The sequence below is a fragment of the Kitasatospora sp. NPDC049285 genome (genome assembly GCF_040678815.1).
Classification (GTDB): domain Bacteria; phylum Actinomycetota; class Actinomycetes; order Streptomycetales; family Streptomycetaceae; genus Kitasatospora.
Genome location: NZ_JBFAQR010000006.1, coordinates 111966 through 131925, shown reverse-complemented (window position 1 = coordinate 131925; position 19960 = coordinate 111966). Strand labels below are relative to the sequence as shown.

At 72.6% G+C, this 19960-nt stretch carries 21 protein-coding genes; 12 read left to right on the top strand and 9 right to left on the bottom strand.

Annotated features, from left to right (window positions below; all coding sequences use genetic code 11):
- Positions 1 to 96 precede the first annotated feature (96 nt).
- On the top strand, positions 97 to 1914 hold the full coding sequence (locus AB0K51_RS06745; protein WP_363451270.1) for an alkyl sulfatase dimerization domain-containing protein: 1818 nt from the start codon (positions 97 to 99) through the stop codon (positions 1912 to 1914).
- Between the two features lie 65 nt (positions 1915 to 1979).
- On the opposite strand, the gene AB0K51_RS06740 is transcribed toward AB0K51_RS06745, so the two are convergent.
- Both AB0K51_RS06740 and AB0K51_RS06735 read right to left on the bottom strand, forming a co-directional pair.
- Positions 1980 to 2507 (bottom strand): YbhB/YbcL family Raf kinase inhibitor-like protein, encoded by a 528-nt coding sequence (locus tag AB0K51_RS06740; RefSeq protein WP_363451268.1) that lies wholly within the window; start codon positions 2505 to 2507, stop codon positions 1980 to 1982.
- A 108-nt stretch (positions 2508 to 2615) separates the two neighbouring features.
- On the bottom strand, positions 2616 to 3416 hold the full coding sequence (locus AB0K51_RS06735; RefSeq protein WP_363451266.1) for a hypothetical protein: 801 nt from the start codon (positions 3414 to 3416) through the stop codon (positions 2616 to 2618).
- Between the two features lie 177 nt (positions 3417 to 3593).
- Between AB0K51_RS06735 and AB0K51_RS06730 the strand changes: the two genes are divergently transcribed.
- Complete coding sequence (locus AB0K51_RS06730; protein ID WP_363451264.1) at positions 3594 to 4919, top strand: nucleotide disphospho-sugar-binding domain-containing protein; 1326 nt, start codon at positions 3594 to 3596, stop codon at positions 4917 to 4919.
- Here the strand turns inward: AB0K51_RS06730 and AB0K51_RS06725 are convergent.
- Positions 4879 to 7089 (bottom strand): bifunctional polysaccharide deacetylase/glycosyltransferase family 2 protein, encoded by a 2211-nt coding sequence (locus tag AB0K51_RS06725; protein ID WP_363451262.1) that lies wholly within the window; start codon positions 7087 to 7089, stop codon positions 4879 to 4881. The genes AB0K51_RS06730 and AB0K51_RS06725 overlap by 41 nt on opposite strands.
- Before the next feature lie 43 nt (positions 7090 to 7132).
- Positions 7133 to 7606 carry a hypothetical protein gene (locus tag AB0K51_RS06720; protein ID WP_363451260.1) on the bottom strand — a complete coding sequence of 158 codons (474 nt, stop codon included), beginning with the start codon at positions 7604 to 7606 and terminating at the stop codon, positions 7133 to 7135.
- A gap of 307 nt (positions 7607 to 7913) precedes the next feature.
- Here AB0K51_RS06720 and AB0K51_RS06715 point away from each other — a divergent pair, with 307 nt between their 5' ends.
- On the top strand, positions 7914 to 8405 hold the full coding sequence (locus tag AB0K51_RS06715; RefSeq protein ID WP_363451259.1) for a DUF5994 family protein: 492 nt from the start codon (positions 7914 to 7916) through the stop codon (positions 8403 to 8405).
- Positions 8406 to 8460: 55 nt separating this feature from the next.
- Complete coding sequence (locus AB0K51_RS06710) at positions 8461 to 8709, top strand: hypothetical protein (RefSeq protein WP_363451258.1); 249 nt, start codon at positions 8461 to 8463, stop codon at positions 8707 to 8709.
- 37 nt (positions 8710 to 8746) lie between these two features.
- Here AB0K51_RS06710 and AB0K51_RS06705 read toward each other — a convergent pair whose 3' ends face one another.
- Together AB0K51_RS06705 and AB0K51_RS06700 are read right to left on the bottom strand one after the other, a co-directional pair.
- A complete protein-coding gene (locus AB0K51_RS06705; RefSeq protein WP_363451256.1) occupies positions 8747 to 9340 on the bottom strand; it encodes a DUF5994 family protein in 594 nt (197 codons plus the stop codon).
- A 148-nt stretch (positions 9341 to 9488) separates the two neighbouring features.
- Complete coding sequence (locus AB0K51_RS06700; RefSeq protein WP_363451254.1) at positions 9489 to 9656, bottom strand: hypothetical protein; 168 nt, start codon at positions 9654 to 9656, stop codon at positions 9489 to 9491.
- Positions 9657 to 9782: 126 nt separating this feature from the next.
- Here AB0K51_RS06700 and AB0K51_RS06695 point away from each other — a divergent pair, with 126 nt between their 5' ends.
- Positions 9783 to 10040: a hypothetical protein gene (locus AB0K51_RS06695; protein WP_363451252.1), complete on the top strand. Its 258-nt coding sequence runs from the start codon at positions 9783 to 9785 to the stop codon at positions 10038 to 10040.
- A gap of 34 nt (positions 10041 to 10074) precedes the next feature.
- Here AB0K51_RS06695 and AB0K51_RS06690 read toward each other — a convergent pair whose 3' ends face one another.
- A complete protein-coding gene (locus AB0K51_RS06690; RefSeq protein WP_363451249.1) occupies positions 10075 to 10563 on the bottom strand; it encodes a hypothetical protein in 489 nt (162 codons plus the stop codon).
- Positions 10564 to 10917: 354 nt separating this feature from the next.
- Here AB0K51_RS06690 and hemL point away from each other — a divergent pair, with 354 nt between their 5' ends.
- The 7 genes from hemL to AB0K51_RS06655 all read left to right on the top strand — a co-directional run bounded on the left by hemL (position 10918) and on the right by AB0K51_RS06655 (position 17791).
- A complete protein-coding gene (gene hemL, locus AB0K51_RS06685) occupies positions 10918 to 12258 on the top strand; it encodes a glutamate-1-semialdehyde 2,1-aminomutase (RefSeq protein ID WP_363451247.1) in 1341 nt (446 codons plus the stop codon).
- 41 nt (positions 12259 to 12299) lie between these two features.
- Positions 12300 to 12950 (top strand): histidine phosphatase family protein, encoded by a 651-nt coding sequence (locus AB0K51_RS06680; RefSeq protein ID WP_363451424.1) that lies wholly within the window; start codon positions 12300 to 12302, stop codon positions 12948 to 12950.
- Positions 12951 to 13101: 151 nt separating this feature from the next.
- Positions 13102 to 13698, top strand: coding sequence for a TlpA disulfide reductase family protein (locus AB0K51_RS06675; protein ID WP_363451245.1), 597 nt, complete (start codon positions 13102 to 13104; stop codon positions 13696 to 13698).
- Positions 13695 to 14480 (top strand): cytochrome c biogenesis protein CcdA, encoded by a 786-nt coding sequence (locus AB0K51_RS06670; protein ID WP_363451243.1) that lies wholly within the window; start codon positions 13695 to 13697, stop codon positions 14478 to 14480. The genes AB0K51_RS06675 and AB0K51_RS06670 overlap by 4 nt, the downstream gene beginning before the upstream one ends.
- A gap of 3 nt (positions 14481 to 14483) precedes the next feature.
- Positions 14484 to 16223, top strand: a complete 1740-nt coding sequence (locus AB0K51_RS06665; RefSeq protein WP_363451241.1) for a cytochrome c biogenesis protein ResB — start codon at positions 14484 to 14486, stop codon at positions 16221 to 16223.
- Between the two features lie 3 nt (positions 16224 to 16226).
- The gene (gene ccsB, locus AB0K51_RS06660) at positions 16227 to 17348 is read left to right on the top strand and encodes a c-type cytochrome biogenesis protein CcsB (RefSeq protein WP_363451239.1); all 1122 of its coding nucleotides are present in this window, start codon (positions 16227 to 16229) and stop codon (positions 17346 to 17348) included.
- Positions 17349 to 17407: 59 nt separating this feature from the next.
- Positions 17408 to 17791: a hypothetical protein gene (locus tag AB0K51_RS06655; RefSeq protein WP_363451237.1), complete on the top strand. Its 384-nt coding sequence runs from the start codon at positions 17408 to 17410 to the stop codon at positions 17789 to 17791.
- Positions 17792 to 17964: 173 nt separating this feature from the next.
- On the opposite strand, the gene AB0K51_RS06650 is transcribed toward AB0K51_RS06655, so the two are convergent.
- Together AB0K51_RS06650 and AB0K51_RS06645 are read right to left on the bottom strand one after the other, a co-directional pair.
- The gene (locus AB0K51_RS06650; protein WP_363451235.1) at positions 17965 to 18165 is read right to left on the bottom strand and encodes an acyl-CoA carboxylase epsilon subunit; all 201 of its coding nucleotides are present in this window, start codon (positions 18163 to 18165) and stop codon (positions 17965 to 17967) included.
- 57 nt (positions 18166 to 18222) lie between these two features.
- Positions 18223 to 19815, bottom strand: coding sequence for an acyl-CoA carboxylase subunit beta (locus AB0K51_RS06645; RefSeq protein ID WP_363451233.1), 1593 nt, complete (start codon positions 19813 to 19815; stop codon positions 18223 to 18225).
- Positions 19816 to 19960: the final 145 nt, after the last annotated feature.

Below are 19960 nucleotides of genomic sequence, written 5' to 3'. Positions count from 1 at the left end.
GCAGCCCGCCGGGCTCGGGCGCGGCCCGGCGACGGAGGGTGGGGAGCGGGTCTGCCCGCGAGCGGCGCGGTGCGGCCCGCGACCAGGGAGGCCACGGTGACCCGCTCCGACCAGGACCTGCTGGACTACTCCGACCGCACCGACTTCGAGGACGCCGACCGCGGCCTGCTCGCCCGTCCGACCGGCGACACCATCACCACCGCCGAGGGCGCCGTCGCCTGGGACTTCCGTGCGACCGACTTCCTGGCCGGCGAGTGCCCGGACACCGTCCACCCCAGCCTCTGGCGGCAGTCCCAACTCACCTCGCGCGCCGGACTGTTCGAGGTCACCGAGGGCGTCTACCAGATCCGCGGCTTCGACCTCTCCAACATGACCCTGATCGAGGGCGAGCGCGGCGTGGTGGTGGTCGACCCGCTGGTGTCCGCAGAGTGCGCCGCGGCCGGCCTGGCCCTCTACCGCTCGGTGCGCGGCGAGCGCCCGGTGACGGCGGTGCTGGTCACCCACTCGCACGCCGACCACTTCGGCGGCATCCTCGGCGTGCTCGACCAGGGAGCGGACGTCCCGATCGTCGCGCCGGCCGGCTTCATGGAGCACGCGGTCGCCGAGAACGTCTACGCCGGCACCGCGATGCTCCGGCGCGGCAACTACTACTCCGGCGGCGACCTGCCGCCCGGTCCCACCGGGCTGGTCGGCATGGGCCTCGGCCACGCCGCCTCGCACGGCAACCCGAGCCTGCTGCCCGCCACCCTGGACGTCACCCGCACCGGGCAGGAGGAGCGCCTGGACGGGGTGCTGTTCCGCTTCCAGCTCACCCCGGACACCGAGGCCCCGTCCGAGCTCAACTTCTTCCTGCCCGAACGCCGGGCCCTGTGCATGGCCGAGAACGCCACCCACAACCTGCACAACATCCTGACCCTGCGCGGCGCCCTGGTCCGCGACACCCGGATCTGGTCGCGCTACCTCACCGAGGCGATCGACCTGTTCGCCGGGGACGCCGACGTGGTCTTCGCCTCCCACCACTGGCCGACCTGGGGCACCGAGCGGCTCATCCGCTTCCTGTCCGAACAGCGCGACCTCTACGGCTACCTGCACGACCAGACGCTGCGCCTGCTCAACCAGGGGTACACCGGCCCGGAGATCGCCGAGCTGATCGAACTCCCCCCGGCCCTCGCCTCCGCCTGGCACGCCCGCGGCTACTACGGCTCGGTCAGCCACAACGTGAAGGCGATCTACCAGCGCTACATGGGCTGGTACGACGGCAACCCGGCCTCGCTCTGGGAGCACCCGCCGACCGAGTCCGCCACCCGCTACGTCGACTGCATGGGCGGGCTGGACGCGGTCCTCGCCAAGGCCCGGGAGTACCTGGACGGCGACGACGCCCGGTTCGCCGCGCAGCTGCTCAAGCACGCGGTGTTCGCCGCCCCGGACAACGCCGAGGCCAAGGAGCTGCTGGCGCGGACCTTCGAGCGGCTCGGCTACGGCGCGGAGTGCGCGACCTGGCGCAACTGCTACCTGATGGGCGCTCAGGAACTCCGCCAGGGCCGCAAGGCGCTGGCGTTCGGCGCGAGCAGCATGGCCGGCGCGCTCTCCGTCGACCAGGTCTTCGACGCGCTAGCGATCCGGGTCGACGGGCCCAAGGCATGGGACCTGGACTTCACCGTGGTGTGGCGCTTCACCAACCTGCACGCCACCCACCGGATGACGCTGCGCAACGGCGTCCTGGTGCACGCCCCCGTCACCGGCGACCCGGGCCCGGCCGATCTGACCGTCACGCTCGCCGTGCAGCACCTGATCCCGGTGCTCGGTGGCGCCGTCCTCGACAGCCCGCTGCTGGTCGGCGACTCCACCGTGCTGGATCGCCTGCGCGGCGTCCTGGACGACTCCGACCCGGCGTTCGCGATCGTCACGCCCTGATCCGCGGGCCGTGCGCCGCGTGGGCCGGTCCGGCGGATCGCGCCGGACCGGCCCACGGGCGGTGGTCAGCTCTCGTGCTCGGCCACGATCACGGCCCGCGCCAGCGCGTGGAAGCCGAGCGTCCCGCTGATCGCCGCCGCCGAGGTGTCCGCGGGCAGGCCCAGCTGCTCGACGCCCAGCGCGTGCACCGTGAAGACGTACCGGTGCGGGCCGTGCCCGGGCGGCGGCGCGGCGCCGCCGAAGTCGTGGGTGCCGTAGTCGTTGCGGCCGTGCACCGCGCCGACGGGCAGCCCCGGGAAGACACCGCTGCCCGCGCCGGCCGCCAACTCCGTGGTCTCCACCGGCAGATCGAACAGCAGCCAGTGCCACCACCCGGACCCGGTCGGCGCATCCGGATCGAAGCAGGTCACCGCGAAGCTCCGGGTCTCCGCGGGAAAGCCCTCCCAACTCAACTGCGGCGACAGGTTCCCGCCCTCGTACACCTGCGCCGGCGCCAGCCGCCCGCCGTCCGGGACGTCGGTGCTGCGGAGCGTGAACTGCGGTACGGGGCGCAGGAACTGATGTGGCAGAGGCGGCCTGGTGGGCGCGGACATGGGTGTCTCCCCCGAGGAAGGTGGTGGGTGTGCCTGCGGACGTTAGCACCGCTCCCCGCCCCGGCGCGCGGCAATGTTCGTCCACAGCCTGTGGACGGCGTCGGTCGCTCAGCCGAGGACGACGGGGTAGCGGCGCTCGGTGACGGTCCGGGCGTGCGGGGAGAGGGCGATGGTGAAGCCGGCGCGGTCGGCGGCCTCGCGGAGGTCGGGGAGCGGGAGGGAGCCCTGGCGTTCGACGGTGAGCCGGGGGCGACCGGAGGAGGCGGGGGCGGTGTAGTGGAAGGCCAGCACGGTGGTGGACATCGGCCGGTGGCGGGGGTGGGCGCGGCGGGCGGCGGGTTCGTCCTGGTGGGGGAGGAAGACCATCTCCGGGTGGGAGTCGAACTCGGCGCGCAGCGGGGCCAGTTGCCAGTGGGCGGGCTCCTCCGCGGTGCCGGTCATCCGGCGTGAGCGGTTGGCCGAGGTGATCGCCAGGAAGTCGCCGCCGGTCGCGGCCAGCGCTTCGGCGAGGAAGCCGTTGGACGGGCAGGCGTAGCCCGGGGCGATCAGCTGGACGGTGCGCACGCCGTCCTGAACGGTCGTCAGGTGGTCGGGCAGACCGGTGGCGGCGGGCCCGCGCAGGCCGAACGGGCCGATGCCGTACAGCAGATCGGCCAGCGAGAGCAACTGCTGCCGGGTGACGCCGTCCGGCAACCGGGTCCAGTCGAAGAGCGCGGCGATCCGCGAGGGCGGGGCGGTGATGCTGCCCACCTGGTCCTCGGGACGGCCCTTCAGTCGGTTCATCGCCCGGACCGCGGGGCCGTCGGGGCGGCAGCTCAACGCGTAGAAGTTGCCGAACCCGTGGGCCACCACCCGTCCGGCGACCACCGCCGCCACCGCATCGCGCACCGCATGCGTGTCACCCAGCACCGTCGTACTCCCTCACCCTCGCCGCCCCGCGGAACTCCCGACAACGGGTGCAACGCCCGGGGGCGCACGGAGTCACCGCCCGGCGCGAAGGGGATCGCGCGCCGATCAGCGGGCGTTGATCGTTCGTTGATCGCCGTCGGGCAGGCTGGGGCCACACCGATCGACCCCGGGGGATCCATGTCGAAGATCATCGTCGCCGCCACACCCGTGACGGGCCACACCCATCCGCTGCTGCGGATCGCCACGCACCTGGCCGAGCAGGGCCACGAGGTGGCGTTCCTCGGCGGCGCGAGGTACCGCGCGGCGGCGGAGGAGTGCGGGCTGGCGTTCGCGCCCCTGCCGGCCGAAGCCGACTACGACGACCGGGACTTCGCGGCCTCCTTCCCCGAACGCGCGGCCGTCCCGGCCGGACCGGCCCAGCTGCTGTGGGACGTGATGCACGTCTTCGGCGACCCGCTGCCGGCCCAGCACCGGGCGCTGCGCGCGCTGCTCGCCGAGTTCCCGGCCGTCGCGGTGCTGCACGACAGCCTGTTCCTCGGCGCGGTGGCACTGGCGATGGCCCACCCGCGGGCCGAACGCCCGGCGGTGCTCGCGGTCGGCATCTCCCCGCTCGCGTTGGTCAGCAAGGACACCGCGCCGCCGCTGCTCGGCCTGCTCCCGCCCGTCGACGAGCAGCAGCGCGCCGAGTACGCCGCACTCGGACGGGAGTCGGCGCGGCGGATGCGGCCCGCGATGGAGTACGTCAACGCGCGGTTCGCCGAGACCGGCCTCCAGGTACCGGAGGGGACCCACCTGTTCGGGCGCGTCGAGTCCGTCGACGCGCTGCTCCAACTCACCGTCCCCGCCTTCGAGTACCCGCGCAGCGACCTGCCCGCGAACGTCGCCTTCGTCGGCCCGCTGCCGATCCCCGCCGCGCCGGGCGGCCTGCGACCCGACTGGTGGCCGCGGCTGGCCGAGGCCCGCGAGGCCGGCCGCCGGGTGGTCGTGGTCACCCAGGGCACCATCGCCAACGCCGACCCGCAGGCGCTGCTCGCGCCCGCCGTCCGCGCGCTGGCGGACCGTCAGGACCTACTGGTGATCGTCGCCACCGGCCGGGTGGACGGCCCCGACCTGCTCCGCGGCGCGCTGCCCGCGGTGCCCGCCAACACCGTGCTCGCCGGCTTCGTCCCGTTCGACGCGCTGCTGCCGCACGCGGACGCCCTGGTCACCAACGGGGGCTACGGCGGGGTGCAGGCCGCGCTCGGGCACGCGGTCCCGGTGGTGGTGGCCGGCGACAGCGAGGACAAGCCCGAGGTCGCCGCCCGCGTCGAGTGGACCGGCACCGGCGTCAACCTGCGCACCGGACGCCCGACGGAGCGTCAACTCGCCACCGCCGTCGACACGGTGCTCACCGACCCGGAGCTCCGCGACCGCGCGGCGGCGCTGGCCAAGGAGTTCGCCGGCTACGACGCGCTGCGCCGGATCACCGAGCTGCTGCCCCGCGTCGCGGCTCCCCGGCGGTAGCCGCCGCGGGGCCGCCCGGCTGCGGCGGGAGCGACAGGCTGCCGTAGCGCTGCATGCGCTGCCAGCGCAGCCGCGTCCCGGCCAGCGCGGTGCAGACGGACTGGATGACGACCAGGTACATCAGCTGCCGGTAGACCACCTGCTGGAGCGGCAGGGTCCACAGCGGGCCCAGCCGCTCGCCGTCCAGGCGGAAGGCGTAGGCCCCCATCGCCACCTGCATCAGCAGGAAGGCGAGCCACAGGCCGATGATCCGGACCGGGTCCAGGAAGACCAGGCCGTACACCGCGAAGACGTCCACCACCGGGGCGAGCAGCGGCAGCAGGACCTGGAACATCAGCAGGTAGAGCAGGCCGCGGCGGCCGAGCTTGCCGGCCTGGCCGCGCTGGCCGAGCGCGCCGCGGTGCTTCCACATCGCCTGCAGGGTGCCGTAGCACCAGCGGTAGCGCTGGCGCCACAGGGCGCCGAGGGTCGCGGGCGCCTCGGTCCAGGCCCTGGCGCGCTCCTCGTAGACGACCCGCCAACCCGCCCGGCACAGCGCCATGGTGAGGTCGGTGTCCTCGGCCAGCGTCTCCTCGGCGACGCCGCCGATCCGCAGCAGGGCGGACCGGCGGAAGGCGCCGACCGCGCCGGGCACGGTGGGCATGCACTGGGCGAGGTCGAACAGCCGGCGGTCGAGGTTGAAGCCGACCACGTACTCGATGTGCTGCCAACGCCCCAGCAGCCCGCCGCGGTTGACGACCTTGGCATTGCCCGAGACGGCGCCGACCCGGCGGTCGGCGAACGGCTGGACGAGCATCCGGACCGCGTCGGGTTCGAAGACGGTGTCGCCGTCGACCATCACCACCAGCTCGGCGCGGGCGTGCCGCAGGCCGTTGTTGAGGGCGGCGGGCTTGCCCGCGTTGGCCTGCCGGACCACCCGGACGCACGGCAGCCGGAGCGACTCCACCAGGTCGGCGGTCCCGTCGGTGGAGCCGTCGTCGACCACGATCACCTCGACCGGATGGTCGGAGGCGAGCAGCGAGCGGACCGCAGCCTCGATGCCCGCGCTCTCGTTGAACGCCGGGACGATGACCGAGACCGGATCGGTGACCGGCGGCCCCCAACCCCGGCGGCGCAGCCGCTTGTGGCGCCGCGCGGCGACGATCAGCGCGAGGGCGCGCAGCGCCCCGATCGCACCCGCCGCCCAGAGCAGCCAGCCCAGCAGGTCGAGCACCCGGGAGCTGGCGGCGAGGACGGCGATCAGGGCGAGCCCCTGCCAGTGCTCGGCGGTGCTCGCCGGACGGACCGGGTCGGTCAGGCCGACGGCCGCCGAGACCGTCGCGAAGTGCCAGCCAGCGTCCGTGAGTTGCGGCAGCAGCCGGTCGAGGGCGGCGACCGTCTGCGCGCGGTCGCCACCCGCGTCGTGCATCAGCAGGATGCGGCCGTCGTGGTCCTTCGGGGTGGCGTTCGCGACGATCGCGTCGACACCGGGGCGGCGCCAGTCCTCGCTGTCCTGGTCGGTCAGCACGGTGAGGTACCCGGCCCGGCCGGCCTGCCGGACGGCGTCCCAACCCGCGTCGGTGAGTGCGTCGTTCTCGGACGAGTACGGCGGGCGGAACAGCGAACTGGTCACTCCGGCGGCGCCCGCCAGGGTCAGCTGCGACTCGCGCAGCTCCAGGGTGCGCCGCCAGGGGGAGGCGGTGGACAGGTCGGCGTGGGTGAAGGTGTGGATGCCGATCTGGTGGCCCTCGGCGACGATCCGGCGGGCCAGTTCGGGCTCGGCGGCGACCTGGGTGCCGACGGTGAAGAAGGTGGCGTGCACGCCGTGGCGCCGCAGCACGTCGAGGATCCGCGGCGTCCAGACCGGGTCCGGGCCGTCGTCGAAGGTCAGGGCGATCGTCCCCGCCGCGGGACGCGCGGTGCGGGCGCCGTCGGCGGAGATCACCGGGCCGCCGGTGCGCACCTGCGCGGGAACGGTCGCGTTGCCGCCCCGGTCCGGCACGGCGCCGTCGGCCGCGCTGCCGTACATGTGCCGGGTGTAGCCCTGCAGCAGCAACGCGGCGGCGAGGGTGAGGACCAGCGTGCTGAGCAGCAGCCAGTGGGTGCGCAGGGGGACTTGGCGCACGACCCCGCGGCGGCCGCGCCGCCGGGGGGCGCGGCGGTCGCGGCGTCGGGAGGTGGGGGTGGTCACGGCGGGGCCCTCCGGGGCTGGGGTCGGTGCTGCGGGGGGACCGTCAGGGGGTCTTGGTCGGCCGGTGGCTGGGCGGCGCGGTGGGCTTGCCGTGGCCGGGTGCCGCGGTGGCCGTCGGCGGCGGTGTCGTCGTCGGGACGGCGGTGGTGCCGGAGGCGGCCGGCGTCGGCTCGCCGCTGCCGTGCGCGGCGGTGGCGGTGGGCCTGGCGGCCGGGCCGACCGCCGCCGACCGGCCCGGGGCAGGCCCACCGGTGGTGACCGCGGGGGCGGACGCGGAGGCCTCGGGCACCGGGGCGGTGGAGACGGCGTGCGCGGGCCCCTGCGGCAGGAACGGCGCGCTGATGCTGGGCCCGCCGAGCATCGAGCTCACCAGCAGCGCGAGGTAGCCGACCGCCGGCACGGCGAGCAGTCGGCCGACGCGGCGCACGCGCCGCTGGCGCTGGCCGCTGCCGTCGACGAACACCGGGGGCGGCGCCACGGCCGGGTCGCGGTCGGCGCTGAGGCTGGTGTCGATCACTGGTGTGCTCCGGGTGGAGACGGGCGCAGCGCGCCGTCGCGGCGCGAGGTCCTCGAAGCGTCCGCGGCGAGGCCCCGCCGGAGGGGTCGGCCAGTACCCCTTCCAGCAGGCTCAGCGCTGCGGCCCGCCGGGGTGTCACACCCAGGCCGCGACTTCCCCGGCCGGACGCCGGCGGCCCCCGCCGGGTCGGACCGGCCCGGCGCGGGCGGAGTACGGTGGAACAGCCGGGGCAGCCCGAGCTGCCGCTCCCCAGGGGTCGGCGCACACGCAGCGGGCCGGGTCTGTGCCGGTGGACAGGTGGCGAGCCATGTCGGACAGCACCGCATCGCCCCAGCGCGGGCTCCTGCCCGACCGGTTCGAGCAAGCGGCGAAGCCCGGGACGATGCTGTTGCGGCTGAAGACCACGCAGTCACGCGAGGGCACGCTCGACGGCGCGTGGTGGCCGCGTTCCCGCGACGTCGCCGCGGAGCTGCCCGGCCTGGTCAGAGCCCTGACGGAACACCTCGGCCCGGTCGCGAGCATCGGTCTCGACGCTGACGCCTGGGACGACATCCCGCCCCGGCTGGTCGTCGACGGGCGGCCGGTGCACATCGACCGGTACCCGGTCGGCGACGACACCGTGATCATCACCCGGGGCGACCGCGATCACTTCAGCCTGCTCGTCGTCCCGCCGCAGGCAAGCCAGGAGGCGGCGCTGGCCGCGATGGCACGTGCCGTCCTGGCCGGCGGAACCGACTCGGCGCAACAGATCCTGGTCACCACCGGGATCGGTTCCGCGCCACCGGCGGACGCGACCTGAGACCAGGTCACACGGGTCGGGCACCCCGGGCAGACAGGAAAGGCGGGACGAGGAGATGTCCGTCTACGTGAAGCTCTCAGCCGAGGCCCGGGCGCCGGCGGAGCCGTCGAAGGGGCCGTTGGACCTGCAGTTCGAGGACGGCGCGGACGACGGCGTCACCTTCGAGTACGACCTCCACCCGAGCGGCGCGCTGCGCATCCTGCGGGTCTTCGAGGACACCCCGCACCGGATCGAGACGTGCTTCGGCCGCGGAGCCTGGCTGCAGGTCGCCGGTACCTACCTGCGAAGCGGCTCCGAGTACTGACGGCGATCCGCCGCCGAGCCAGGGGTCGGACGGACCGTCAGCGGCGGTGGGCCGGGTCCGTGTCGGCGGGCCCGGGCGGGAAGGACGGGTCGCACCAACGGGCGGAGCCCCAGGTCGAGGCCGAGGGGTCGCGGACCGGCCAGGCGATTCCGCGCCGGTCGGGCGCGCCGGCGCTCGCCCCAACGGCGAGCAGCTCGCTCGCGGTCCGGGTGTTCGCGGGATCGGCGGCCTCGGCCATCAGCCGGGCGGCCTCGACGGCACCCGTCCGCGGCGGGACGACCAGCAGGGTCAGCCGGTGGGGAAGGTGCGTGCGGACCGAGATCGTGTGCTGGTCCTGCACGGTGGTGAGCCGGCCCGCGTGGACGGTGTGGTTCGCGTGGACGGTGTGGCCGGCGACGGGGATGCGGCGGGGGACGGCGGACCACTGGGCGGGGTTCACGGTGATCCGGGCGACCCGGCCCCATCGCTTGCCCAGTTCGGCGGCCAGGGAAGGGAGTTCGAGCGGAAGGTCGCACGATCGGGGCCACCAGGCTCCGTCCAGCGCACCGGACCGGGTGCCGTCCGGTGCCAGGGAGAGCCGCAGCCGACACTCAGGGGCGGCAGGCGTCGTCGCCCGGTCGATCACAGTCATGGTCAACGACCTGTCTCCGAACCCGACCGCAACCGGGTCCGGGATCGCCGTACGCCGGAGACGACGCCAGTGTCCGGTGCCGGCATGCGAAGCGCCTTCGGTGAGGTCCAGGCTACTCTCGGCCGGGCTCGCAAACCCGGCAGGGCATTCAGCGGTCCGCGGATCGGCCGCCGCGCCGGAACCGGACGGCGGCGAGCGCCAGCGCGACGATCAGTACGGCGATACCGATGAACAGCAGGTAGGTCAGACCGTCGGCGGCGACACCCACCAGTCCGAGCACGATCGCCACGATGACGAGGAACAGCACCAGTGCCATCGTCGGCCTCCCTCCACCCCTCCCTTCCATCGTGACACCGCCGCCGCCCGACGTCCCCGGTCGCTGTCCGCCCGCCCGCCTCGTACGGTCGTGGTCGAGGCAGGACCGTCGTCCCAGGAGGCCACGATGCGGCGCTACCGGTGGATTCTGGAGACCCAGGACGACGACGGCCGCTGGTCCCGGCAGGACGAGACGCAGGTGTCGAACCCGCTGGACTACGACGGTCCGCCGCAGCGCGCGGCCAACCACCTCCGGGACGTCTTCGTCCGCACCCTCTCCCGACCCGCGCCCGGCCCCCGCGCCGTCAGGGTCCGCCTCTGGGAAGGGACCGGTGCCGACGGCGAGCCGCAGGCCGAGACCGAGTGGTCACGCGAACGCGAATGACCTGGACCCGGCACGGCGTTGATCGCGCCGAAGGTCAGGGCCAGACCAGGCAGTACAGCTGGTGGCCGGCGTCGTGCAGGCGGTTCGCGAAGTCCTGCCACTCGTGGAGCATCTGGTAGATGACGAAGGCGTCGCGCGGGCCCCGGCGGTCGGGGACGGTGGACCAGATGAAGGCGGCGGCGCCGAGCTCGGTCTCGTCGGCCTTGCGGAGGGGCTCGACGACGGTGTGCGGGAGCTGGACGACGGCGTAGTCCGGGTGCAGCACGACCAGTTCGAGCGGCGGCACCTGGTGCAGCGCGACGCCCTGGATGCCGGTGAGGACCATCGCGCTCATGGTCTCCGGCTTGATCTTGGTGGAGAGGTGCCCGTTGAGGGAGCCGCTGGTCTCCATCAGGTCGCCGAGCCGTCCCAGGGCTCCGAGTTCGCCGGCCTCCAGGCCGAGGCCGCCGGGACCGAGGGCGGTGGGGACTCTGGCGGCGGTGGCCCGGTCGGGTGCGCCGAAGTACTTGTAGGTGACCCCCACTCTGCCCTCGCCCCTCCTTCCCCTGCCCGTTCCCGTACCCCCGCCGGCTTCGCCGGGCCTGCGGGAGCGACCCGCGGCCTCGTCGAAACCGTCCTGCGTCTCGGACACTCGGACCATCCTCACCGGAATTCGCCGGAATCGACAGACCCCCCGCATGTCCGGTGCCCTCCGAACATGCCCCTTACCCGTCTGCTGTCGTGCTACACGAGCCGACCTCCACCGACCTTACCTTCGACACAGCCAGTGAGGGGAGCAGCACACGGATCATCGTTCCAGATGATCGGGCCCGAGATGCAATAAGCAAGGACACGATTTGAGAGCATGTCCGGGTAAGCCACCCCGCGGACCCTCCGGATGAGCGAGCAGATGAGCTACCCGTACGAAGCCCCCCAGTCCCAGTCGCTGTTCGAGCGCGCCTTGGCGGTCACCCCCGGCGGCGTCAACTCTCCGGTGCGGGCCTTCCGCGCGGTCGGCGGCACGCCCCGTTTCATGGTGTCCGGCACCGGCCCCTACCTGACCGACGCCGACGGCCGCGAGTACGTCGACCTGGTCTGTTCCTGGGGCCCGATGCTGCTCGGGCACGCCCACCCGGCGGTGATCGAGGCGGTGCAGCAGGCGGTCGCCCGCGGCACCTCGTTCGGCACGCCCGGCCAGGGCGAGGTCGAGCTGGGCGAGGAGATCGTCGACCGGATTGCCCCGGTCGAGCAGGTCCGGCTGGTCTCCTCCGGTACCGAGGCCACCATGTCGGCGATCCGGCTGGCCCGCGGCTTCACCGGCCGCGCCAAGGTGGTGAAGTTCGCCGGCTGTTACCACGGTCACGTGGACGCGCTGCTCGTCGCGGCCGGCTCCGGCGTCGCCACCTTCGGCCTGCCGGACACCCCGGGCGTCACCGGTGCGCAGGCCGGCGACACCATCGTGCTCCCCTACAACGACCTGGACGCGGTGCGCGCCGCCTTCGCCGCGAACCCCGGCGAGATCGCCTGCGTGATCACCGAGGCCTCGCCCGGCAACATGGGCGTGGTCCCGCCGCTGCCCGGCTTCAACCGCGGCCTGTCCGAACTCTGCCGCGAGAACGGCGCGTTGTTCATCTCCGACGAGGTGATGACCGGCTTCCGGGTGTCCCGGTCCGGCTGGTACGGCCTGGAGGCCGCGCACGAGGGCTGGGCTCCGGACCTGCTCACCTTCGGCAAGGTGATGGGCGGCGGCTTCCCCGCCGCGGCCTTCGGCGGCCGCGCCGACGTGATGGCCCACCTCGCCCCGGCCGGCCCGGTCTACCAGGCCGGCACGCTGTCCGGTAACCCGGTGGCCACCGCCGCGGGCCTGGCCCAGCTGCGGCACTGCACCGACGAGGTGTACGCCACCGTCGACCGGGTCGCCGCCGAGGTCTCCGGCCTGGTGACCGAGGCGCTCACCAAGGAGGGCGTGGCGCACCGGCTGCAGACCGCGGGCAGCATGTTCTCGGTGTTCTTCACCGACCAGGCCGTCACCAACTACGACGAGGCGCGCACCCAGCAGGCGTTCCGCTTCAACGGCTTCTTCCACTCGATGCTCAGCCAGGGCGTCTACCTGCCGCCGTCGGCCTTCGAGTCCTGGTTCGTCTCGGCCGCGCACGACGAGCGCGCGGTCGAGCGGATCGCCGCCGCCCTGCCCGCCGCCGCCCGCGCCGCCGCCGAGGCCACCGAGGAGTCCAAGTGAGCGAGCAGGGCCAGGACAAGGACATCACCGTCGTCCACCTGATGCGGCACGGCGAGGTGCACAACCCGGAGGGCATCCTGTACGGGCGCCTGCCGGGCTATCACCTCTCCGAGCTGGGGCGGCAGATGGCGGACCGGGTGGCCGAGCACCTCGCCGACCGGGACATCACCCACGTGGTGGCCTCCCCGCTGGAGCGCGCCCAGGAGACCGCCGAGCCGATCGCCAAGGTGCACGGCCTGGAGGTGGCCGCCGACCCGCGGCTGCTGGAGGCGGAGAACATCTTCGAGGGCAAGACCTTCGGCGTCGGCGACGGCTCGCTGCGCAACCCCGCGTACTGGCGGTACCTCACCAACCCGTTCAAGCCGTCCTGGGGCGAGCCGTACATCGACCAGGCGGTGCGGATGATGCGCGGCCTGGCCGCCGCCCGGGACGCCGCGCGCGGGCACGAGGCGGTGGTGGTCAGCCACCAGCTGCCGATCTGGACCGTCCGCTCGTTCGCCGAGCGCCGCCGGCTGTGGCACGACCCGCGCCGCCGGCAGTGCTCGCTGGCCTCGCTGACCAGCTTCACCTACGAGGGTGACCGGATCGTCTCGATCGGCTACCGCGAGCCGGCCCGGGACCTGCTGCCGGCCCACCTGATCGGCAAGGGGAAGAAGGGCGACAAGCCGGTCGGCAAGAGCTTCGGGGCGTAGCTCACACCGGGCCGCCGCGGGTAAGCGCCGGGCGCGGTGAAATGTCCGGAATAAGACGATCATAAGCGGAGAAGCCGCAGGTCACGGGGGGTCCGGTCGACAAGGCCGGACCCCCCGGAAACGGCCTGGAGAGCCATGCGAAACTTTTCACATGTCTCGGACGTCCAGCCGTCGTATCGCCCTCGCCGCCACGCTCCTCGCGGCCCTCGCCCTCGCCGGGTGCTCCAGTTCGGGGTCCGTGAGCGGCGACGGTTCGACGGGTTTCGTCACCGGCAAGGGCGGCATCGACACCGCCGCCACCGGCAAGCGCGCCGCCGCCCCGGACGTCACCGGGACCGGGCTGGACGGCACCGGCTCGCTCAAGCTCTCCGACTACCGCGGCAAGGTGGTCGTGCTCAACATCTGGGGCTCCTGGTGCAGCCCCTGCCGGGCCGAGGCCAAGGGCCTGCAGGAGGTCTCGCAGAAGTACGCCGACCAGGACGTGCAGTTCCTCGGCATCAACACCCGCGACACCGACCCGGCCAACGCGGTCGCCTTCGAGCGGAACTTCGGCGTGACCTACCCGAGCATCTACGACCCGGACGGCACCCAGATCCTCAAGTTCCCCAAGGGCAGCCTCAACCCGCAGTCCATCCCGACCACCATCGTGGTCGACCGGGACGGCAGGCTCGCCGCCCGGGCCATGCACGCACTCTCCGCCGAGGATCTGGAGACGATGCTGAAGCCGGTCCTCGCGGAGTCCAAGTGACCGCCACGGCCGTCCAGTTGGCCGCCGCCGTCGGATACAACGAGACCGTCGGCAGCGGCGCCCTGCTGCTCGCGCTGCCGATCGCGCTGGCCGCCGGACTGGTCTCCTTCTTCTCGCCCTGCGTCCTCCCGCTGGTCCCGGGCTACCTCAGCTACGTCACCGGATTCTCCGCCGCCGACCTGGCCGACGCCCGCGGCTCCCGGCGCGGCCGGATGCTGCTCGGCTCGGCGCTGTTCATCCTCGGCTTCGGCGCGGTCTTCGTCTCCGAGGGCGCCCTGTTCGGCTCCTTCGGGCAGACCCTGCTGGCCCACCGGCGCACCATCTCGGTCGTGATGGGCGTCTTCACGGTGCTGATGGGCCTGGCCTTCATGGGCCTGCTGCCCGGCTTCACCATGCGCGAGCTCCGCACCCACCGCCGCCCGGCGGTCGGCCTGGTCGGCGCCCCGCTGCTCGGCCTGGTGTTCGGCGTCGGCTGGACCCCGTGCATCGGACCGACCATGGCGGCGATCAACTCACTCTCCATCAACCAGGCCAGTGCCGCGCGTGGCGCACTGCTGATGGCCGTCTACTGCCTGGGCCTCGGCGTACCGTTCATCCTGGCCGCCCTGGCCTTCCGCAAGGCGCTGGGCGCCTTCGGCTGGATCAAGCAGCACTACCAGTGGGTGATGCGGATCGGCGGCGGCATGCTCGTCGCGGTCGGCCTGCTGCTGGTGACCGGGGCCTGGGACTCGATGGTCAACCAGCTCCAGTACCTCACCGAAGACTTCTCGATCGGAATCTGACCCGTGAGCGACACCAAGACCACCCCGCAGGCGCCCGACGACGCCGCCGAGGCGGAACGGCTCAGCACGGCGCCCGAGGAGACGGACGCCCCGGTCGGCATAGGCGTGTTCGGCTGGCTGCGCTGGACCTGGCGCCAGCTCACCTCGATGCGGGTCGCGCTGATCCTGCTCTTCCTGCTCTCGCTGGCGGCCATCCCCGGCTCGCTGATCCCGCAGAACGGCCCCAACCAGCTCAAGGTCATCGACTGGAAGAACGCCCACAAGGGCATCACGCCGTTCTTCGAGAAGATCCAACTCTTCGACGTCTACAGCTCGGTGTGGTTCTCCGCGATCTACATCCTGCTGTTCGTCTCGCTGGCCGGCTGCATCGTCCCGCGCACCTGGCAGTTCGTCGGCGTGCTGCGCGCCCAGCCCCCGACCGCGCCCCGCAACCTGGCCCGGATGCCGGTCTACGCCGCCTGGCACACCGACGCCGACGCGGAGACGGTCAACGCCGCCGCCCACCGCCTGCTGAAGAAGCGCGGCTTCCGGGCCGCCGCCGACACCGGCTCGGTCGCCGCCGAGAAGGGCTACCTGCGCGAGGTCGGCAACCTGCTCTTCCACTTCGCGCTGTTCGCCCTGCTGATCGGCTTCGGCTGGGCCAGCCTGGCCAGCGGCCAGGGCGGCAAGCTGGTGCTGGAGGGCCAGGGCTACTCCAACACCACCACCCAGCTCGACGACTTCTCCGGCTCCGCCTTCTACGGCGTGGACGACCTCGACCCGTTCGGCTTCAAGCTGGACGGCTTCACCGCCCGCTACCAGACCAGCGGCGACCAGGCCGGCAGCGCCCGCGAGTTCACCGCGCACATCCGGTACTGGACCGGCGAGGACGCCAGCAAGCTGAAGAACGCCGAGATCCAGGTCAACCACCCGCTGGAGATCGGCGGTTCCAAGGTCTTCCTGATCGGCCACGGCTACGCCCCGGTGGTCACCGTCCGGAACGCGAAGAACGAGATCGTCTACCGCGGCCCGACGCCGTTCCTGCCGCGCGACGCCAACCTCACCTCGCCCGGCGTGATCAAGGTCAACGACTACGGGGCCGACGCCAACGGCACCAAGACCCAACTCGCCTTCCAGGGCTTCTTCCTGCCGACCGCGCCGCCGGACTTCGAGAAGACCGGTCCGATCTCGCTGTTCCCCGGCGCCGCCGACCCGATGCTGGTGATCACCGCCTACGCCGGCGACCTGCGCACCGACAGCGGCCTGCCGCAGAACGTGTACCAGCTCGACACCAAGGCGATGACCCAGCTCCAGGTCAACGGCGAACCCGCCAAGGCCCGGCTCAGGGTCGGCCAGGGCTGGGAGCTGCCGAACGGCTACGGCACCGTCACCTTCGACGGCTACCAGCAGTGGGCCAGCTTCACCGTGTCCCACCGCCCCGGCAACGCCGTCGCCCTGATCGGCGCGATCGCCGCGATCCTCGGCCTGGCCGGCTCGCTCTTCGTCCAGCGCCGCCGGATCTGGGTCCGCGCCACCGCCACCCCCGACGGCCGGACCCTGGTCGAGGTGGCCGGCCTGGCCCGCAGCGAGTCCGCCCGGACCGCCGAGGAACTCGCCGAACTCGCCGTCGACCTGCAGGACGACGCCCCGGCCACCGAGGAACCACCGGCCGACCCCGACGCCCTGCCGACCGTCCCCGACCAACCGACCGCAGCCGACTCCCCGGCCGCCGTCGCCCCCGCCGATCCGGAAACCAAGGAGTAGACGGTGCTGCTCGCGCAGGTCAACACCCAGTTGGCCGATACCTCCAACAAGCTGATCTACTCGGCGATGGCCGTCTACACCCTGGCCATGTTCGCCCAGATGTTCGAGTGGACCTTCGGCTCCAAGGGCGGCGTCGCCGTCCGCTCCGCGCAGCAGGCCACCCTCGCCGAGACGGTCAGCGACTCCGCCGACGCGGCCAAGGGCGTCCGCAAGGTCACCGTCACGGTGGCCGCTGCGAACGGTGGCACCACCACCCTGACCCGCACCGCCCTCGCCGACGCCGGGGCCACCACGGTCACCAGCGGCCGCGGCGACGGCGGCCCCACCGACGGCCCCGGCCCGGCCGGCACCAACGAGAAGGCCGACACGGCCGGCCGGATCGCGGTCTCGCTCACCGTCCTCGGCCTGCTGCTGCACGTCGGCGGCGTGCTCACCCGCGGCCTGTCGGTGATGCGCTGGCCGTGGGGCAACATGTACGAGTTCTCCTGCGCCTTCGCCATGATGATGGTCGGCGCCTACGTCGTCCTGCTGGCCACCCGGAAGAACGTCCGCTGGCTCGGCCTGCCCGTGGTGATCGCCGCGCTGCTCATCCTCGGCATCGCCGTCAGCGTCCTCTACACCGACTCCGAGCAGCTCGTCCCCGCCCTGCACTCCTACTGGCTGGGCATCCACGTCTCCACCGCCACCATCTGCGGCGGCGCCTTCTTCGCCGCGTTCGTCGCCACCGCCGCGTACCTGCTCAAGGACCGCTACGAGCACCGCGTCGCCGCCGGACTCACCGTCCGCGCCGCCAACCTGATGGAGCGCCTGCCCGCCGCCGGCACCCTGGACAAGCTCTCCTACCGGATCAACGCGCTGATCTTCCCGCTCTGGACCTTCACCATCATCGCGGGCGCGATCTGGGCCGAGGCCGCCTGGGGCAAGTACTGGGAGTGGGACCCCAAGGAGACCTGGTCCTTCATCACCTGGGTCGTCTACGCCGCCTACCTGCACGCCCGGGCCACCGCCGGCTGGCGCGGCCGCAAGGCCGCCTACCTGGCGCTGCTCGCCTTCGCCTGCTGGCTGTTCAACTTCTACGGCGTCAACATCTTCATCACCGGCAAGCACTCGTACGCCGGCATCTGACGCCACGTCACTCACACGTCTGCGAGGAGGGCAGCACAATGGAGTGCGACGAAGTCATCATGACCGTCCGAATCACCGCCGCCGAGCGAACCCTGCTGCGACGGCTCGCCCAGGGCCACCACAGCGACGTCTCCGAGGTCGTCGCCGACGGGCTGCTGGACGTCTTGCCCACTCTCCACTGCACGGCCGACGACTACCGCCTGCTCGCCGCCATCACCGACCCCGCGCCCTGCGCGCTCACGGTCTGGCTCCCCACCGAACTCGCGGACCTGCTCAACCTCGCCACCGCGCGGATCGCCCACAACACCGGCGTCCGCCTCGGCTCCTCCTGCATCATGCTCGGCGCCGCGGTCCGCCTCTGGCTCGCCCAGGACCCCCAACGCCTCGCCGCCAACCTGACCACCATGCACGCAGGCCGGCCTGCGGCCTTGGCTGCGGCTTAACCAGGCACGTCTTTAAAGGGGCTCGGGGAACGGCGAGGCGAGTGCCTGGCGGTCTCAACCTGGCTGAAGGTCTTCAAGACCCCCAGCCAAGCTCAGACCGTCCGACACTCGCCTCGCAGTTCCGCCCCCAGCCCCAAGGGGGGCCGGGAGGTACCCCCAGAGCCCCTGAAAAACTACGCCGCTTGCTGCCAGCTGACCGGCGAGAAGTACGCCGGGCGGCGCTCCAGGCGGGACCAGGTGGCGATGGGCTCCGCGGCCTGGACGGCGGTGGCCGCGGCGGCGGCAGCCTGCCTCGCGGCGAGGACGGCGGTCAGGGCGGCCAGTTCCTCGGTGGTCAGCGAGCCGCGGACGATGCGGACGAGTGGTTCGCTCATGGTTCCCGTTCTCCCCCAGTCTGAAGTCTGAATGGTTTCGGCGCGCTTGAGGCTGCGTTACATCGGCGGGTTGCCGTGCTTGCGGCTCGGCAGGTCGGCGTGCTTGGTGCGCAGCATGGCCAGCGAGGAGGCGAGGACGGCGCGGGTCTCGGCGGGGTCGATGACGTCGTCGACGAGGCCGCGTTCGGCCGCGTAGTACGGGTGCATCAGTTCCGTCTTGTATTCCTTGATCTTCTGGGCGCGCATCGACTCGGGGTCGTCGGCCCCGTTGATGTCGCGGCGGAAGATGACGTTGGCGGCGCCCTCGGCGCCCATCACGGCGATCTCGTTGGTGGGCCAGGCGAACGACAGGTCCGCGCCGATCGACCGGGAGTCCATCACGATGTATGCGCCGCCGTAGGCCTTGCGCAGGATCAGCTGGATGCGCGGGACGGTGGCGTTGCAGTAGGCGTACAGCAGCTTCGCGCCGTGCCGGATGATGCCGTCGTGCTCCTGGTCGACGCCGGGCAGGAAGCCGGGGACGTCGAGCATGGTGACCAGCGGGATGTTGAAGGCGTCGCACATCTGCACGAAGCGCGCGGACTTCTCGCTGGCGTTGATGTCGAGGACGCCGGCCAGCGACTGCGGCTGGTTGGCGATGATGCCGACCACGTGGCCGTCGACCCGGGCGAGGGCGCAGATCACGTTGGTGGCCCAGCGCTCGTGCACCTCGAGGTACTCGCCGTGGTCGACGATCTCCTCGATCACCTTGCGCATGTCGTAGGGCCGGTTGCCGTCGGCGGGCACCAGGTCCAGCAGGGAGTCGTTGCGGCGCTCGACCGGGTCGTCGTTGGGGACGGACGGCGGCATCTCGCGGTTGTTCTGCGGGAGCAGCGAGAGCAGGTAGCGGACCTCTTCGATGCAGGACTGCTCGTCGTCGTAGACGAAGTGCGAGACGCCCGACACCGAGGAGTGGACGTCCGCGCCGCCGAGGCCGTTCTGCGAGATCTTCTCGCCGGTCACGGCCTGGACGACGTCCGGGCCGGTGATGAACATCTGCGAGGTCTCGCGGACCATGAAGACGAAGTCGGTCAGCGCGGGGGAGTACGCCGCGCCGCCGGCGCACGGGCCGAGCATCACGGAGATCTGCGGGATCACACCGGAGGCGCGGGTGTTGCGCTGGAAGATGCCGCCGTAGCCGGCCAGGGCGGTGACGCCCTCCTGGATGCGGGCGCCGGCGCCGTCGTTGAGCGACACCAGCGGGGCGCCGGCCGCGATGGCCATGTCCATGATCTTGTGGATCTTCTGCGCGTGGGCCTCGCCCAGCGCGCCGCCGAAGATCCGGAAGTCGTGCGCGTAGGTGAAGACGGTGCGGCCGTGCACGGTGCCCCAGCCGACGATGACGCCGTCGGTGTGCGGCTTCTTCGCCTCCAGGCCGAAGCCCTGGGCGCGGTGCCGGCGCAGCGGCTCGACCTCGTGGAAGGAGCCCTCGTCGAGCAGCAGCTCGATGCGCTCGCGGGCGGTCAGCTTGCCCTTGGCGTGCTGTGCCTCGGTGGCCTTCTCGCTGGGGCCGCGGCGGACCTGCTCGCGCAGTTCGTGCAGCTCCGCCACCCGACTGCGGGCGTCGGCCGGGGTCTCGCCGCCGACCGGCGCATCGTGCAGGACCGTCATTTCGAACCACTCCAAGGTCGCGTAAGGCTGCGAACACCTCTCCTGCTACGACACTACGAGTCCCGGCCGTCCCGTTTCGGCGTCGGTTCCGTACAAGGTCGGAAGCCGTTCGCTGTACAGGCCCCACAGAAGGGGGCGCACGGGG

Bases quoted from the DNA above. Each gene is read 5' to 3' on its own strand.
- AB0K51_RS06695 (WP_363451252.1), top strand. From the start codon at position 9,783: ATGCGGCGCTACCGGTGGATTCTGGAGACCCAGGACGACGACGGCCGC.
- AB0K51_RS06740 (WP_363451268.1), bottom strand. From the start codon at position 2,507: ATGTCCGCGCCCACCAGGCCGCCTCTGCCACATCAGTTCCTGCGCCCC.
- AB0K51_RS06705 (WP_363451256.1), bottom strand. From the start codon at position 9,340: ATGACTGTGATCGACCGGGCGACGACGCCTGCCGCCCCTGAGTGTCGG.
- hemL (WP_363451247.1), top strand. From the start codon at position 10,918: ATGAGCGAGCAGATGAGCTACCCGTACGAAGCCCCCCAGTCCCAGTCG.
- AB0K51_RS06645 (WP_363451233.1), bottom strand. From the start codon at position 19,815: ATGACGGTCCTGCACGATGCGCCGGTCGGCGGCGAGACCCCGGCCGAC.
- AB0K51_RS06675 (WP_363451245.1), top strand. From the start codon at position 13,102: ATGTCTCGGACGTCCAGCCGTCGTATCGCCCTCGCCGCCACGCTCCTC.
- AB0K51_RS06730 (WP_363451264.1), top strand. From the start codon at position 3,594: ATGTCGAAGATCATCGTCGCCGCCACACCCGTGACGGGCCACACCCAT.
- AB0K51_RS06700 (WP_363451254.1), bottom strand. From the start codon at position 9,656: ATGGCACTGGTGCTGTTCCTCGTCATCGTGGCGATCGTGCTCGGACTG.
- AB0K51_RS06680 (WP_363451424.1), top strand. From the start codon at position 12,300: ATGCGGCACGGCGAGGTGCACAACCCGGAGGGCATCCTGTACGGGCGC.
- AB0K51_RS06710 (WP_363451258.1), top strand. From the start codon at position 8,461: ATGTCCGTCTACGTGAAGCTCTCAGCCGAGGCCCGGGCGCCGGCGGAG.
- AB0K51_RS06655 (WP_363451237.1), top strand. From the start codon at position 17,408: ATGACCGTCCGAATCACCGCCGCCGAGCGAACCCTGCTGCGACGGCTC.
- AB0K51_RS06715 (WP_363451259.1), top strand. From the start codon at position 7,914: ATGTCGGACAGCACCGCATCGCCCCAGCGCGGGCTCCTGCCCGACCGG.
- AB0K51_RS06650 (WP_363451235.1), bottom strand. From the start codon at position 18,165: ATGAGCGAACCACTCGTCCGCATCGTCCGCGGCTCGCTGACCACCGAG.